Below are 13,888 nucleotides of genomic sequence, written 5' to 3'. Positions count from 1 at the left end.
GACCTGACATGAGCAAGACTCGTATTGCCTTTATCGGTGCCGGCAACATGGCCGCCAGCCTGATCGGCGGCCTGCGCGCCAAAGGTCTGGAAGCCGAGCTGATCCGCGCCAGCGATCCGGGCGCTGAAACCCGCTCGAAAGTCGCCGCTGAACACGGCATTGCTGTATTTGCCGACAACGCCGAGGCGATCAAAGACGCCGAAGTGGTCGTCCTGGCGGTCAAACCCCAGGCGATGAAGGCCGTGTGCGAAGCGATTCGCCCGAACCTGAAGCCGAACCAACTGGTGGTGTCCATCGCTGCCGGCATTACCTGCGCCAGCATGAACAACTGGCTCGGCGCACAGCCTATCGTGCGCTGCATGCCCAATACCCCGGCGCTGCTGCGCCAGGGTGTGAGCGGGTTGTTCGCTACGGCCGAAGTCAGCGCCGAGCAACGCCAGCAAGCCGAAGAGTTGCTGTCCGCCGTCGGCATCGCCCTGTGGCTTGACGAAGAACAGCAGCTGGACGCGGTCACTGCGGTGTCCGGCAGCGGCCCGGCGTACTTCTTTCTGCTGATTGAAGCGATGACCGCTGCCGGCGTGAAACTCGGCCTGCCAGCAGATATCGCCGCTCAACTGACCGTGCAAACGGCCTTGGGCGCTGCGCACATGGCGGTTGCCAGTGACGTCGACGCGGCTGAATTGCGTCGCCGCGTGACTTCCCCTGCAGGTACCACCGAAGCTGCAATCAAGTCGTTCCAGGCTGGCGGCTTTGAAGCGCTGGTAGAAAAAGCACTCGGCGCCGCTGCGCACCGCTCGGCCGAAATGGCCGAACAATTGGGTCAATAAGGAGCCTTACATGATTGGATTGAACACTGCAGCGGTCTACGTGCTGCAAACCCTCGGCAGTCTGTATCTGCTGATCGTACTGTTGCGTTTCGTGCTGCAACTGGTGCGGGCGAACTTCTATAACCCGCTCTGTCAATTCGCGGTAAAAGCCACCCAACCGCTGCTCAAGCCCCTGCGCCGGATTATCCCGAGCATGTTTGGCCTGGACATGTCGTCCCTGGTGCTGGCGATCCTGGTGCAATTGGCACTGATGGCGCTGACACTGCTGCTGACCTACGGCACGACCGGCAACCCGCTGCAACTGCTGATCTGGTCGCTGATCGGCGTGACCGCGCTGTTCCTGAAGATTTTCTTCTTTGCCCTGATCATCAGTGTGATCCTGTCGTGGGTTGCACCGGGTAGCCACAACCCTGGCGCCGAGCTGGTCAACCAGATCTGCGAACCGGCCCTTGCACCGTTCCGCAAGATCCTGCCAAACCTCGGCGGCCTGGATATCTCGCCGATCCTCGCCTTCATGGTGTTGAAGCTGATCGACATGCTGGTCATCAACAACCTGGCCGAGATGACGATGATGCCGCAGATCCTGCGCTTGCTCATCTAACTCCCAGGCTCACTGCAGTATCGTTCTTCGCGAGCAAGCCCGCTCCCACAGGTAAAGTGCAGACTTGTGGGAGCAAGGCTTGCCCGCGATGGCAACGCCTCGGTATGACAAGTAACAAACAGCCCCGGCCTTTGCTTGCCGCTAACCCCACCGGTCTTTAGACTTACGCCTCATTTCAACGAGAGCAGGGTCGATGCCAACTGCCTTTCCCGCCGATTCTGTTGGCCTGGTGACGCCGCAAGTGGCGCACTTCAGTGAACCCCTGGCCCTGGCCTGTGGCCGTTCGCTTCCAGCCTATGACCTGATCTACGAAACCTACGGCACGCTGAACGCCACGGCGAGTAACGCCGTGCTGATCTGCCACGCCTTGTCCGGCCACCACCACGCCGCCGGTTTCCACAGCCCCGACGACCGCAAACCCGGTTGGTGGGACAGCTGCATCGGCCCCGGCAAGCCCATTGATACGACTAAATTTTTTGTCGTCAGCCTGAACAACCTGGGCGGCTGCAATGGCTCCACCGGCCCGAGCAGCATCAACCCGGAGACCGGCAAGCCATTTGGAGCCGACTTCCCGGTGCTCACGGTAGAGGATTGGGTGCACAGCCAGGCACGCCTGGCGGACGTGCTCGGCATCAACCAATGGGCCGCCGTGATCGGCGGCAGCCTGGGCGGCATGCAGGCGATGCAATGGAGCATTACCTACCCCGATCGCATCCGGCACTGCCTGGCAATCGCCTCGGCCCCCAAGTTGTCGGCACAGAACATCGCGTTCAACGAAGTGGCGCGCCAGGCTATCCTGACCGACCCCGAATTCCACGGTGGCTCGTTCCAGGAAGCAGGCGTAATCCCCAAGCGCGGCTTGATGCTGGCACGGATGGTCGGGCACATCACTTATCTTTCCGATGACTCCATGGGCGAGAAATTCGGCCGCGGCCTGAAAAGTGAAAAGCTCAACTACGACTTCCACAGCGTCGAGTTCCAGGTTGAAAGCTACTTGCGTTACCAGGGGGAGGAGTTTTCCGGCCGCTTCGACGCCAACACCTATCTGTTGATGACCAAGGCGCTGGACTACTTCGATCCTGCGGCGAATTTCGACGACGACCTGGCGAAAACCTTCGCCAACGCCCAGGCCAAATTCTGCGTGATGTCGTTCACCACCGACTGGCGCTTCTCCCCTGCCCGCTCGCGGGAGCTGGTGGATGCGCTGATGGCCGCCAAGAAAGACGTGTGCTACCTCGAGATCGACGCTCCGCAAGGCCACGACGCCTTCCTGATTCCGATTCCGCGTTACCTGCAGGCGTTCAGCAACTACATGAACCGAATTTCGCTTTGAGGACATCATGAGAGCCGATCTGGAAATCATCCAGGAATGGATCCCCGCCGGCAGCCGCGTACTCGACCTGGGTTGCGGCGACGGTGAACTGCTGACCTGGCTGCGCGACAACAAGCAGGTGACCGGCTACGGGCTGGAAAACGACCCGGACAATATTGCCGAATGCGTCGCCAAAGGCATCAACGTCATCGAGCAGGACCTGGACAAGGGCCTGGGCAACTTCGCCAGCAACAGTTTCGACATCGTGGTCATGACCCAGGCGTTGCAGGCGGTGCACTACCCGGACCGAATCCTCGACGAGATGCTGCGGGTCGGTCGCCAGTGCATCATCACCTTCCCGAATTTCGGCCACTGGCGCTGCCGCTGGTACCTCGCGAGCAAGGGGCGGATGCCCGTTTCCGATTTCCTGCCATACACTTGGTACAACACGCCGAACATCCACTTCTGCACTTTCGGCGACTTTGAAGAGTTGTGTCGCGAACGTGAAGCCAAGGTCATTGATCGGCTGGCTGTCGATCAACAGCATCGCCACGGGTGGGCCAGCAAGCTATGGCCTAATCTATTAGGTGAAATCGGCATCTACCGCGTCAGCAGCCCCGGCCTGCAGGATCACAAGATCGCGGTGTGAAACACGACATTTCGAGGAGAACCAACATGGGTCGTCTAGCGCTGTTTCTATTTACTGCCTGCCTGAGCGTGACCGCCATGGCCGCCGACGCCATCAAGGGTGAACGCCAGGAAAAATTCGGTGACGTGACGGTGCATTACAACACCTTCAATTCCACCTTCCTGACGCCGGACATTGCCAAAGCCGCGGAACTGACCCGCAGCAAGAACCAGGGCGTGATCAACATTTCGGTGCTCAAGGACGGCAAGCCGCTGATGGCCCAGGTCAGCGGCACCATCAAGGACCTGACCAGCCAGAGCGTAAAGCTCAACTTCCGCCAGATCACCGAACAGGGTGCGATTTACTATATCGCCCAATACCCGGTCGATCAGCAGGAGACCCGCACCTTTAATATTCAGGTGCAGACTGGCGATAAAATCAACACCATCAATTTCAACCAAGAGCTTTTCCCCGGCCAATGATGAACTTCACCCAACTCGTACTGGCCAGCCACAACGCCGGCAAACTCAAGGAACTCCAGGCCATGCTCGGCGATTCGGTGCAATTGCGCTCGATCGGCGAATTCAGCACTGTCGAGCCTGAAGAAACCGGCCTGTCGTTTGTCGAGAATGCCATTCTCAAGGCCCGCAACGCCGCGCGCATCTCCGGCCTGCCGGCACTGGCCGATGATTCGGGCCTGGCAGTGGACTTCCTCGGTGGCGCACCGGGCATCTATTCGGCCCGTTACGCTGATGGCCAAGGCGATGAGGCGAACAACGCCAAGCTGCTCGACGCCTTGAAAGACGTACCTGAAACCGAACGCGGCGCGCAATTCGTCTGTGTACTGGCCCTGGTGCGGCACGCCGATGATCCGCTGCCGATACTCTGCGAAGGCTTGTGGCAAGGGCGCATCCTGACCCAGGCCAGTGGCGAGCATGGTTTTGGCTATGATCCGCTGTTCTGGGTGCCGGAACGCGACTGCTCCAGCGCAGAGCTGAGCCCTGGCGACAAGAACCTGATCAGCCACCGCGCCCGTGCAATGGAACTGCTGCGCCTGCGTCTGGGCTTGAAATGACCCACGACTCCTCCGCATCGCCGCTGATTTACGGCGGCGCTGCACAACCGCCTCGGGCAGCGCTTGCCGTACTGCCGCCCCTGGCGCTGTACATCCACATCCCGTGGTGTGTACGCAAATGCCCTTATTGCGACTTCAATTCCCACACGGCCAGCCCGGTGCTGCCGGAAGAGGAATACGTCGATGCCTTGCTGGCCGATCTCGATCAGGATCTGCACGCGGTGTATGGCCGCGAGCTGAGTTCGATCTTCTTTGGCGGTGGCACGCCGAGCCTGTTCAGCGCTGCGGCCCTGGGCCGACTGCTCAAGGGCGTCGAGCAGCGCATAACGTTCGCCGCAGACATCGAAATCACTCTGGAAGCCAATCCCGGGACCTTCGAGCAGGAAAAGTTCATGGCTTACCGCGCGCTGGGCATCAATCGCCTGTCGATCGGCGTCCAGAGCTTCCAGGAAGAGAAACTCAAGGCCCTGGGCCGCATTCATAACGGTGACGAAGCCCTCCGCGCTGCCGGCATGGCGCGTCAGGCCGGGTTCGACAACTTCAACCTGGACCTGATGCACGGCTTGCCCGATCAGTCCCTGGACGATGCGTTGAGTGACCTGCGCCAGGCCATCGCCCTTAAGCCGACTCACCTGTCCTGGTACCAACTGACCCTGGAACCGAACACGGTGTTCTGGAACCAGCCGCCGACGCTGCCGGAAGACGACACACTGTGGGACATTCAGGAAGCCGGCCAGGCGTTGCTCGCCGAGCACGGTTACGCGCAATACGAAGTCTCGGCGTATGCCCAACCCGGGCGCCCGGCGCGGCACAATCTCAATTACTGGAGCTTCGGTGACTTCATCGGCATCGGCGCCGGCGCTCACGGCAAGCTCAGTCATCCGGACGGGCGCATCGTGCGCACCTGGAAGACGCGCCTGCCGAAGGACTACCTGAACCCGGCGAAAAGCTTCAAGGCGGGCGAGAAAGCGCTGACCAATGAAGAAATGCCGTTCGAGTTCCTGATGAACGCCTTGCGCCTCACCGAAGGCGTCGAATCGCGGCTGTACCCGGAGCGTACCGGCCTGAGTCTGGAAAGCTTCGCCGAAGGCCGCCTCGAGGCCGAACAAAGCGGCTTGTTGCAGGTCGAACCGTCACGTCTGGCGGCCACCGAGCGCGGGCAACTGTTCCTCAATGACTTGCTGCAGAAATTTCTGAGCTGATTTCAGCCTTAAGGGAAAACGAATGGATTTGATACTCGACCTGCTCGCCACCGTCTCCCGCTGGAGCCGCAGCAACCTGTCGGAGATCTCTCTGGCGCTGGTGGGCTGTTTGCTGGTGCTGTTTGGCGCGGACATCAAGGGCTGGATCGACCAACGCCTGGGCAGCATCGCCGGCGCCTTGCGCGTCCCGCTGATGGCCTTGGTGTGCATGGTCGGCAGCGGCCTCGCGCTGATCTACGCCACGCCGTGGATCATCAAAGGCCTGAGCCAGTTCAACAACTACAGCCTGGCGCCGGTGTTGTTGGTGGTGTTGGTGCTCATCGGCGTAGTGGCCGACCGCCGCTGAATTTGAGCACATACAAAACATTGTGGGAGCGGGCTTGCCCGCGATGAGGCCGTAACATTCAACATCCACGTTGACTGTCAGACCACTGTCGCGGGCAAGCCCGCTCCCACAGGTTTTTGTATTACCGTTCAGGACTGCTTTTCGAACTTCAGATCCCACACGCCATGCCCAAGACGTTCGCCACGGCGTTCGAACTTGGTGATCGGCCGCTCGGCCGGGCGCGGTACGCACTTACCGTCTTCGGCCAGGTTGCGATAACCCGGCGCGACGTTCATCACTTCCAGCATGTACTCGGCGTACGGCTCCCAGTCCGTGGCCATGTGCAGCACGCCGCCGACCTTCAACTTGCTACGCACCAGCTCAGCGAACGACGCCTGAACGATGCGACGCTTGTGGTGACGACTCTTGTGCCATGGATCAGGGAAAAACAGCATCAGGCGATCGAGACTGTTATCCGCCACGCAGCGGTTGAGCACTTCGATCGCATCGCAATCGTAGACTCGAAGGTTGGTCAGGCCCTGGGTCAGCACGCCATTGAGCAGCGCGCCAACACCCGGACGGTGCACCTCAACGCCAATGAAATCCTGCTCCGGCGAAGCCGCAGCCATTTCCAGCAAGGAATGGCCCATGCCGAAGCCGATTTCCAGGGAGCGCGGCGCAGAGCGGCCAAACACTTGATCGAAGTCCACCGGCGCATCGGCGAGCGGCAGCACGAACAGTGGCGTGCCCTGCTCCAGGCCTTTCTGCTGGCCTTCGGTCATGCGCCCGGCGCGCATCACAAAACTCTTGATACGTCGGTGTTGGCGCTCTTCGCCTTCTTCCGGCTGGATAGGCGTTTCTTTTGATTCAGTCATCAATGGCTCTTACTTGATCAGACCATCCAGCGGCGAGGAGGCGCTGGCATAGAGTTTTTTCGGCATGCGACCGGCGAGGTAGGCCAGACGGCCCGCGACGATCGCATGTTTCATGGCTTCGGCCATCATGACCGGCTGCTGGGCATGGGCGATAGCCGAGTTCATCAGCACCGCCTCGCAGCCCAGTTCCATGGCAATCGTAGCGTCGGAAGCGGTACCCACACCAGCATCCACCAGTACGGGAATCTTGGCTTCTTCGAGGATGATCTGCAGGTTGTAAGGGTTGCAGATCCCCAGTCCCGTGCCGATCAGACCGGCCAGCGGCATCACCGCGATCACACCGATTTCCGCCAGCTGACGGGCAATGATCGGGTCATCGCTGGTGTAGACCATCACGTCAAAACCTTCCTTGACCAGCACTTCGGCAGCCTTCAGGGTTTCAATCACGTTGGGAAACAGGGTTTTCTGGTCCGCCAGCACTTCAAGCTTCACCAGGTTGTGGCCGCCCAGCAGCTCCCGGGCCAGCCGACAGGTGCGCACGGCCTCGGCGGCATCGAAGCAGCCTGCCGTGTTCGGCAGGAAGGTGTAGCGATCCGGCGACAGGACTTCAAGCAGGTTCGGTTCGCCCGGGTTCTGGCCGAGGTTGGTACGGCGCACGGCGAAGGTCACGATCTCGGCACCCGAGGCTTCGATGGCCAGGCGGGTTTCTTCCATGTCACGGTACTTGCCTGTGCCTACCAGCAAACGCGACTGGTAGGTACGACCGGCCAGGACGAAGGGCTTGTCGCTACGAACGATGCTCATGGGAAATCCTCTGTTGGGGTGAGGTTCTTGCAGAATTCTGTGCCCTTGCGGGCCGGGCGACTAGCCGCCGCCGATGGCGTGCACAACTTCGACTGAATCACCGTCGTTCAAGGTGGTTTCGGCATGCTGGCTGCGCGGGACGATGTCCAGATTGAGCTCGACCGCTACCCGGCGTCCGGTAAGTTCCAGACGGGTGAGCAGGGCCGCAACGGTTTCACCGTCGGGCAGTTCAAGGGATTCGCCGTTCAACTGAATGCGCATGCCGCAGGCCACCATCATTTTAAGGGGCTGGCATTCTAGCCCGATCAACCAGATCGACCCAAGCCATTCGTCTTGAAACGCAATCCTCCCGGTAGGAGCTGCCGCAGGCTGCGATCTTTTGATCTGGCTTTTTTGAAGATCAAAAGATCGCAGCCTGCGGCAGCTCCTACCGAGGTTTGGTTACCTCAGGCCAGGCGCCAGGCGGCAAGACCCAGGCAAAACCAGCCCACCAGAAACGCCAGCCCGCCAAACGGGGTGATGATCCCAAGTTTGCTGATGCCCGTCATGGTCAACACATACAGGCTGCCGGAAAACAGCAGGATGCCGATCGCAAACGAAGCACCTGCCCACGTGACCAGGCGTCCCTGCATTTGTGTGGCCAGCAGCGCCACGCCCAGCAACGCCAGGGTATGCACCAATTGATAAGTGACGCCGGTGTGGAATATCGCAAGGTATTCAGGCGTCAGGCGGCTCTTCAGGCCATGGGCAGCGAATGCGCCCAGGGCAACTCCGGTAAAGCCAAAAAAAGCGGCCAGCATCAGAAAGCCACGCAGCATGAGAACTCCAGTCAGACTCGATCAACAGGGTCTGTATAATGGCCCGCTCAACGGGTTCGGCCAAGCCATCTCTATGCTGCGTTTAATTGTACGAAGATTCACCAAGGCCGTGCTCTGGTTCGCGGGCGGCAGCGTATTGCTGGTGCTGATATTTCGCGTGGTGCCGCCTCCGGGAACGGCCTTGATGGTCGAGCGCAAGATCGAGTCATGGTTCGACGGCGAGCCCATTGACCTGCAACGCACCTGGAAACCCTGGGATGAGATCTCCGACGACCTCAAGCTTGCGGTGATTGCCGGTGAAGACCAGAAATTCCCGGAGCACTGGGGATTCGATTTTGGCGCGATTCAAAAAGCCCTGGCTCACAACGAGCTCGGCGGTTCGATTCGGGGCGCCAGCACCTTGAGCCAGCAGGTTTCGAAGAACCTGTTCTTGTGGTCCGGCCGCAGCTGGCTGCGCAAAGGCCTGGAAGCGTGGTTTACCGGGTTGATAGAAGTGCTCTGGCCCAAGCAGCGGATTCTTGAGGTTTACCTCAACAGTGTGGAGTGGGATGAGGGCGTGTTTGGCGCAGAGGCGGCAGCGCGGCACCACTTTGGTGTCAGCGCAAAAGGGCTCAGTCGTCAGCAATCCAGCCTGCTGGCGGCGGTCCTGCCAAACCCGCGAGCCTGGAGCGCGAGCCATCCCACCAGCTATGTTGCGCGACGCGCAGGATGGGTTCGACAACAGATGAGCCAGCTGGGTGGCGACAGCTATCTGCTGGGCCTGAACGGCTCGCGTCGGCCGCCTTGGGCGCAATGAACGCCCAGAGCAAAAGATCGCAGCCTTCAGCAGCTCCCACAGGTCTACACATTTGTCCGTAGGAGCTGCCGAAGGCTGCGATCTTTTGATCTTATGAACAAAAACGCCCCGATCATCGCTGATCGGGGCGTTTTTCATCGCGTTCGCGAGAGTTACGCCGCGATAGACAACTTGAGCTTGTTCATCGCGCTCTTCTCAAGCTGACGAATACGCTCGGCCGACACGTTGTACTTCTGCGCCAGGTCATGCAGCGTGGCTTTCTCTTCAGCCAACCAGCGCTGATAGAGAATGTCACGACTGCGGTCGTCGAGCACTTCCAGCGCCTCGTGCAGGTTATGGTTGGAGTTGTCACTCCAGTCAGCGTCTTCCAGTTGACGTGCCGGGTCGTACCGGTGGTCTTCCAGATAGTTGGCTGGCGACTGGAAAGCACTGTCGTCGTCTGCTTCGGCAGCCGGGTCGAAGGCCATGTCATGGCCGGTCAGGCGACTTTCCATCTCGCGCACTTCACGCGGTTCAACGCCGAGGCTTTCCGCCACGCGGTGAACTTCCTCGTTATTCAACCATGCCAGACGTTTCTTCTGGCCACGCAGGTTGAAGAACAGCTTGCGCTGGGCCTTGGTGGTCGCGACCTTCACGATGCGCCAGTTGCGCAGGATGAACTCGTGAATCTCAGCCTTGATCCAGTGCACGGCAAACGAAACCAGACGCACACCCATTTCCGGGTTGAAGCGCTTCACGGCCTTCATCAGGCCGACGTTGCCTTCCTGGATCAGGTCAGCCTGAGCCAGACCGTAGCCGGAATAGCTACGGGCAATGTGTACGACAAAACGCAGGTGGGCGAGCACCATCTGCCGAGCCGCCCCCAAATCCTGCTCATAATAGAGACTCTCGGCCAGTTCACGCTCCTGCTCCGGCGTCAGCAATGGAATGCTGTTCACCGTGTGCACATAGGCCTCCAGGTTCGCACCCGGGACCAGAGCATATGCAGGTTGCAAAGAATTGGTCATACGAAAAAACCTCCATCTTACATAACTCGTGCAGTTCAGCACTGCGAAAATTGACCGGAAACCGAAGAATAAGTTCCCATAAACGCTGAAAGGTCAATACGAGCAAAATGATATTACTTCGGCGCAAGCTCCCGCAGGTGGCGTGCGACTGCAATCCATGCACCGATATACCCCAACAGCACCGCGCCAAGCAAGAGTGACAGACCATCGGCAACAGGTACCCCGGCCAAGGCGAAATCACTGCCGTACAAACCGGCCAGGCCGACCACCGCATCGTTCAGCCAGTCCAGGCCAAACGCCAACAAGCCCCACGAAAAAATCCCTGCACCGAAGCCATACAGCGCGCCCATGTACAGAAAGGGCCTGCGTACATAACTGTCAGTGCCGCCCACGAGTTTAATCACTTCTATCTCTGTGCGGCGGTTTTCAATATGAAGACGAATGGTATTGCCTATCACCAAAAGTAATGCAGAAACCAGCAGCACGGTCAGACCGAAGACAAAACGGTCGCCCAGCTTCAGGATCGCGGCCAAACGCTCGACCCAGACTAGATCAAGTTGCGCCTGCTGTACCTTGGGCAACTCGGAAAGTTTTTGTCTCAATGCTTCAAGAGCGGGCTTGTCGACCTCATTCGGAGTAACCAGTACCACGCCAGGCAGCGGGTTTTCCGGCAGCTCCTTGAGCGCGTCGCCCAAGCCGGACTGCTGCTGGAACTCTTCTAGCGCCTGGTCGCGGCCTACGTATTCAGCATCGGCGACGCCGGGGATAGCTTTTATCTGCTCACGCAATGCTTCCCCCTGCTCGGGGCTGGCGTCGAGTTGCAGGTAAAGGGAAATCTGCGCCGCACGCTGCCAGGAACCACCTAGACGCTCGACGTTACCGAGCAGAAGTGACAGCCCCATGGGCAGGCTCAGGGCGACCGCCATGACCATGCAGGTGAAGAAGCTGCCAATAGGCTGCTTGCCCAAACGACGCAGACTGTCCATCAGACTGGCCCGATGGCTTTCAATCCAGGCATGGAACAGCGTGGCAAAATCGGGGCCGTCATCGTCGTCGCGTTTTTTCTTCTGCGGCTGCGGATCGGCGGCCTTCGGGGCAACGCGCTCGGAAACCTTGGGGCTGCGAGTCGCACTCATACGCCGGCCTCCCCGTCACCGATCAATCGACCGCGCTGCAGGGTCAGCATGCGGTGACGCATGCGGGCGATCAATGCCAGGTCGTGACTGGCAATCAGCACGCTGGTACCGAGGCGATTGATGTCTTCAAATACCCCCATGATCTCTGCCGCCAGGCGCGGGTCGAGGTTACCGGTGGGTTCATCCGCCAGCAGCAAAGCCGGACGATGGACGATGGCCCGGGCAATGCCGACGCGCTGTTGTTGACCGGTGGAGAGGTCGCCCGGGTACAGGTCGGTCTTGTCGGAAAGCGCCACACGCTCAAGGGCGGAGTCGACGCGCTTGACGATCTCGGCCTTCGACAAGCCGAGGATCTGCAGCGGCAAGGCAATGTTGTTGAACACCGTGCGATCGAACAGCAGCTGGTGATTCTGGAACACCACCCCGATCTGACGCCGCAGAAAGGGGATCTGCGCATTGCTGATGGTGGCCAGGTCCTGCCCGGCCAGCAGCAACTTGCCGGTAGTCGGGCGCTCCATGGCCAACAACAGCCGCAGCAATGTACTTTTACCGGCGCCGGAATGCCCGGTTACAAACAGGAACTCGCCCCGACGGACCCGAAAGCTCAGCTCGTGCAAGCCGACGTGACCGTTCGGATAGCGTTTACCGACCTGTTCGAAACGAATCATGAACGCTCCCGCTCGGCAAACAATGCCTGGACAAAGGGTTCTGCTTCAAAAGTACGCAAGTCATCGATGCCTTCGCCGACGCCAATGTAGCGAATAGGCAAGCCGAACTGCTTGGCCAGGGCGAAAATCACCCCGCCCTTGGCCGTGCCATCGAGCTTGGTCAGCGCCAGCCCGGTCAATTCAACGGTCTGGTTGAATTGCTTGGCCTGGTTGATGGCGTTCTGGCCGGTCCCCGCGTCGAGCACCAGCAACACTTCGTGAGGCGCGTCCGCATCGAGCTTGCTGATCACCCGGCGAACCTTCTTCAGTTCTTCCATCAGGTTGTCTTTGGTATGCAGGCGCCCGGCCGTATCGGCTATCAATACATCGATGCCCCGGGCCTTCGCGGCCTGCACGGCGTCAAAGATAACCGATGCCGAGTCGGCGCCAGTGTGTTGGGCGATCACCGGGATCTTGTTGCGCTCGCCCCAGACCTGCAACTGCTCGACCGCAGCGGCGCGGAAGGTGTCACCGGCGGCCAGCATGACTTTCTTGCCTTCGAGCTGCAGCTTTTTGGCCAGCTTGCCAATGGTGGTGGTCTTGCCGGCGCCGTTGACGCCGACGACCAGAATGACAAACGGTTTGCTCTGCGAGGTGATTTTCAGCGGCTGCTCAACCGGCTTGAGCATCGCGGCCAACTCCGCCTGCAGCGATTTATACAGCGCAGCCGCATCGGCCAGCTCCTTGCGCGCGACCTTCTGGGTCAGGCGCTGGATGATCACCGAGGTAGCTTCGACGCCGACATCGGCTGTCAGCAGGCGGGTTTCGATGTCCTCGAGCAATTCGTCATCGATGAACTTCTTGCCCAGGAACAGGCTGGCCATGCCCTCGCCAATGCTGGCGCTAGTCTTGGACAAGCCCTGTTTGAGCCGGGCGAAGAAGCCCGCCTTGGATTCTTCGGTACGCACAGGCTCTGCAACAGGCTCAATGACGGCAACCGACGTCTCGACCACTGGCGCTGGTGCTGGCACCGCAGCTGGCGCTGGAACTGGAACTGGAACTGCAATAGGCTCAGGCTCAGGCTCAGGCTCAGTCAGCACCACGGGGGCGACAGGCGGCTCCACAAACAGTGCCTGAGCGGGCTCCGGCGCGACAACCGTCGGTGCCGGGATTGGCGGCGGCAGGTGCGGCGCCAGTTCATCCTCGACCAACGCCACCGGTTCTTCCGCGACGGGCAATTTTAACCAGGGTTCGGCGACCGGAACCGGAGTCGAGGGTTGCTCAGCCACGACTTCAGGTTCAGGCTCGACGATCGGCTGCAGCACCGGCTCGGCGATCGGCAGGACAATCGGCGAGGGCTCCTCATCCAGTACCGGCGCTGGAGCCGGCTCATTAAGTGGCTGTGGCTGTTCCACGACGGTTTCCTGCGGCTTTTTGCGCAGCCATCCAAACAGGCCTTTCTTCTCGCCAGCCGCAGCTGGGGTCTTCTTGTCGTCGTTGGAACCAAACATGGAGGACGGCTATCTCACGGTAGCGACGCGCCCACAGGCGCCTCGGCAAATAAATATTCAATGCTGAACAGACTGCAATAGATCGAGCTTGTTCACGCGCAACATTTTGTAGAGGTGTACGAGACACCTCAGGAAAACGATTTAACACAGGACTGATGCGGCAAAATCGGCGAAAAAGCAGAACTCTGCCAGTAAATGCCGAATTCCCGTCGCGAACCCATACAACCTGATCAAGCATCAAGGCTTGATAGGCGTGGCCGCCGCTAAAACGGATCAGTATCCTAGCACCCTCTCGCCCGCCGACGCTAAGACCAAGCGGGCCGC

At 60.0% G+C, this 13,888-nt stretch carries 17 protein-coding genes; 9 read left to right on the top strand and 8 right to left on the bottom strand.

Going from position 1 to position 13,888, the window contains the following annotated elements; genetic code table 11:
* Positions 1-8 precede the first annotated feature (8 nt).
* The 8 genes from proC (at position 9) to IMW75_RS05330 (ending at position 5,991) form a co-directional block, all read left to right on the top strand.
* A complete protein-coding gene (proC, locus tag IMW75_RS05365; RefSeq protein WP_205892053.1) occupies positions 9-827 on the top strand; it encodes a pyrroline-5-carboxylate reductase in 819 nt (272 codons plus the stop codon).
* 10 nt (positions 828-837) lie between these two features.
* Positions 838-1,428, top strand: a complete 591-nt coding sequence (locus tag IMW75_RS05360) for a YggT family protein (RefSeq protein ID WP_045059824.1) — start codon at positions 838-840, stop codon at positions 1,426-1,428.
* Positions 1,429-1,621: 193 nt separating this feature from the next.
* Positions 1,622-2,761, top strand: coding sequence for a homoserine O-succinyltransferase MetX (gene metX, locus IMW75_RS05355; RefSeq protein ID WP_045059823.1), 1,140 nt, complete (start codon positions 1,622-1,624; stop codon positions 2,759-2,761).
* A gap of 7 nt (positions 2,762-2,768) precedes the next feature.
* Positions 2,769-3,389, top strand: coding sequence for a methionine biosynthesis protein MetW (metW, locus tag IMW75_RS05350; RefSeq protein ID WP_045059822.1), 621 nt, complete (start codon positions 2,769-2,771; stop codon positions 3,387-3,389).
* A 26-nt stretch (positions 3,390-3,415) separates the two neighbouring features.
* Positions 3,416-3,850, top strand: a complete 435-nt coding sequence (locus tag IMW75_RS05345; RefSeq protein WP_045059821.1) for a DUF4426 domain-containing protein — start codon at positions 3,416-3,418, stop codon at positions 3,848-3,850.
* Positions 3,847-4,443, top strand: a complete 597-nt coding sequence (gene rdgB / locus IMW75_RS05340) for an RdgB/HAM1 family non-canonical purine NTP pyrophosphatase (protein WP_205892052.1) — start codon at positions 3,847-3,849, stop codon at positions 4,441-4,443. Before IMW75_RS05345 ends, rdgB begins: the two co-directional genes overlap by 4 nt.
* Entirely contained in the window at positions 4,440-5,645 is a 1,206-nt protein-coding gene (hemW, locus tag IMW75_RS05335) for a radical SAM family heme chaperone HemW (protein ID WP_237142233.1), read from the top strand. Before rdgB ends, hemW begins: the two co-directional genes overlap by 4 nt.
* Before the next feature lie 22 nt (positions 5,646-5,667).
* A complete protein-coding gene (locus IMW75_RS05330; protein WP_205892051.1) occupies positions 5,668-5,991 on the top strand; it encodes a DUF3392 domain-containing protein in 324 nt (107 codons plus the stop codon).
* Positions 5,992-6,119: 128 nt separating this feature from the next.
* Here IMW75_RS05330 and trmB read toward each other — a convergent pair whose 3' ends face one another.
* The 4 genes from trmB to IMW75_RS05310 all read right to left on the bottom strand — a co-directional run bounded on the left by trmB (position 6,120) and on the right by IMW75_RS05310 (position 8,467).
* Positions 6,120-6,845, bottom strand: a complete 726-nt coding sequence (gene trmB / locus IMW75_RS05325) for a tRNA (guanosine(46)-N7)-methyltransferase TrmB (protein ID WP_045059818.1) — start codon at positions 6,843-6,845, stop codon at positions 6,120-6,122.
* Positions 6,846-6,854: 9 nt separating this feature from the next.
* Positions 6,855-7,649, bottom strand: a complete 795-nt coding sequence (locus IMW75_RS05320; RefSeq protein WP_122841137.1) for a thiazole synthase — start codon at positions 7,647-7,649, stop codon at positions 6,855-6,857.
* 60 nt (positions 7,650-7,709) lie between these two features.
* A complete protein-coding gene (gene thiS, locus IMW75_RS05315; protein WP_007897898.1) occupies positions 7,710-7,910 on the bottom strand; it encodes a sulfur carrier protein ThiS in 201 nt (66 codons plus the stop codon).
* 185 nt (positions 7,911-8,095) lie between these two features.
* The gene (locus tag IMW75_RS05310) at positions 8,096-8,467 is read right to left on the bottom strand and encodes a DUF423 domain-containing protein (RefSeq protein ID WP_205892050.1); all 372 of its coding nucleotides are present in this window, start codon (positions 8,465-8,467) and stop codon (positions 8,096-8,098) included.
* Positions 8,468-8,540: 73 nt separating this feature from the next.
* Here IMW75_RS05310 and mtgA point away from each other — a divergent pair, with 73 nt between their 5' ends.
* Positions 8,541-9,263 carry a monofunctional biosynthetic peptidoglycan transglycosylase gene (gene mtgA, locus IMW75_RS05305; RefSeq protein WP_045059815.1) on the top strand — a complete coding sequence of 241 codons (723 nt, stop codon included), beginning with the start codon at positions 8,541-8,543 and terminating at the stop codon, positions 9,261-9,263.
* A 152-nt stretch (positions 9,264-9,415) separates the two neighbouring features.
* Here mtgA and rpoH read toward each other — a convergent pair whose 3' ends face one another.
* From rpoH to ftsY, 4 genes are all read right to left on the bottom strand, one after another.
* Positions 9,416-10,270 (bottom strand): RNA polymerase sigma factor RpoH, encoded by an 855-nt coding sequence (gene rpoH / locus IMW75_RS05300; protein ID WP_045059814.1) that lies wholly within the window; start codon positions 10,268-10,270, stop codon positions 9,416-9,418.
* Positions 10,271-10,383: 113 nt separating this feature from the next.
* Complete coding sequence (gene ftsX / locus IMW75_RS05295; protein ID WP_045059813.1) at positions 10,384-11,406, bottom strand: permease-like cell division protein FtsX; 1,023 nt, start codon at positions 11,404-11,406, stop codon at positions 10,384-10,386.
* Positions 11,403-12,074: a cell division ATP-binding protein FtsE gene (gene ftsE, locus IMW75_RS05290; RefSeq protein WP_045059812.1), complete on the bottom strand. Its 672-nt coding sequence runs from the start codon at positions 12,072-12,074 to the stop codon at positions 11,403-11,405. The genes ftsX and ftsE overlap by 4 nt, the downstream gene beginning before the upstream one ends.
* Positions 12,071-13,564 carry a signal recognition particle-docking protein FtsY gene (gene ftsY / locus IMW75_RS05285; RefSeq protein WP_205892049.1) on the bottom strand — a complete coding sequence of 498 codons (1,494 nt, stop codon included), beginning with the start codon at positions 13,562-13,564 and terminating at the stop codon, positions 12,071-12,073. Before ftsY ends, ftsE begins: the two co-directional genes overlap by 4 nt.
* Positions 13,565-13,888 lie beyond the last annotated feature (324 nt).

Origin of the sequence: Pseudomonas gregormendelii (assembly GCF_017114825.1) — a bacterium.
Lineage (GTDB): Bacteria > Pseudomonadota > Gammaproteobacteria > Pseudomonadales > Pseudomonadaceae > Aquipseudomonas > Aquipseudomonas gregormendelii.
The sequence above is the reverse complement of the archived record's forward strand: the minus strand, read 5'-3'. Positions and strand labels throughout refer to the sequence as shown.

What these genes read in the sequence shown, in the direction of transcription:
- proC (WP_205892053.1), top strand. Translation starts at nt 9, where the DNA reads ATGAGCAAGACTCGTATTGCCTTTATCGGTGCCGGCAACATGGCCGCC.
- IMW75_RS05360 (WP_045059824.1), top strand. Translation starts at nt 838, where the DNA reads ATGATTGGATTGAACACTGCAGCGGTCTACGTGCTGCAAACCCTCGGC.
- metX (WP_045059823.1), top strand. Translation starts at nt 1,622, where the DNA reads ATGCCAACTGCCTTTCCCGCCGATTCTGTTGGCCTGGTGACGCCGCAA.
- metW (WP_045059822.1), top strand. Translation starts at nt 2,769, where the DNA reads ATGAGAGCCGATCTGGAAATCATCCAGGAATGGATCCCCGCCGGCAGC.
- IMW75_RS05345 (WP_045059821.1), top strand. Translation starts at nt 3,416, where the DNA reads ATGGGTCGTCTAGCGCTGTTTCTATTTACTGCCTGCCTGAGCGTGACC.
- rdgB (WP_205892052.1), top strand. Translation starts at nt 3,847, where the DNA reads ATGATGAACTTCACCCAACTCGTACTGGCCAGCCACAACGCCGGCAAA.
- hemW (WP_237142233.1), top strand. Translation starts at nt 4,440, where the DNA reads ATGACCCACGACTCCTCCGCATCGCCGCTGATTTACGGCGGCGCTGCA.
- IMW75_RS05330 (WP_205892051.1), top strand. Translation starts at nt 5,668, where the DNA reads ATGGATTTGATACTCGACCTGCTCGCCACCGTCTCCCGCTGGAGCCGC.
- trmB (WP_045059818.1), bottom strand. Translation starts at nt 6,845, where the DNA reads ATGACTGAATCAAAAGAAACGCCTATCCAGCCGGAAGAAGGCGAAGAG.
- IMW75_RS05320 (WP_122841137.1), bottom strand. Translation starts at nt 7,649, where the DNA reads ATGAGCATCGTTCGTAGCGACAAGCCCTTCGTCCTGGCCGGTCGTACC.
- thiS (WP_007897898.1), bottom strand. Translation starts at nt 7,910, where the DNA reads ATGCGCATTCAGTTGAACGGCGAATCCCTTGAACTGCCCGACGGTGAA.
- IMW75_RS05310 (WP_205892050.1), bottom strand. Translation starts at nt 8,467, where the DNA reads ATGCTGCGTGGCTTTCTGATGCTGGCCGCTTTTTTTGGCTTTACCGGA.
- mtgA (WP_045059815.1), top strand. Translation starts at nt 8,541, where the DNA reads ATGCTGCGTTTAATTGTACGAAGATTCACCAAGGCCGTGCTCTGGTTC.
- rpoH (WP_045059814.1), bottom strand. Translation starts at nt 10,270, where the DNA reads ATGACCAATTCTTTGCAACCTGCATATGCTCTGGTCCCGGGTGCGAAC.
- ftsX (WP_045059813.1), bottom strand. Translation starts at nt 11,406, where the DNA reads ATGAGTGCGACTCGCAGCCCCAAGGTTTCCGAGCGCGTTGCCCCGAAG.
- ftsE (WP_045059812.1), bottom strand. Translation starts at nt 12,074, where the DNA reads ATGATTCGTTTCGAACAGGTCGGTAAACGCTATCCGAACGGTCACGTC.
- ftsY (WP_205892049.1), bottom strand. Translation starts at nt 13,564, where the DNA reads ATGTTTGGTTCCAACGACGACAAGAAGACCCCAGCTGCGGCTGGCGAG.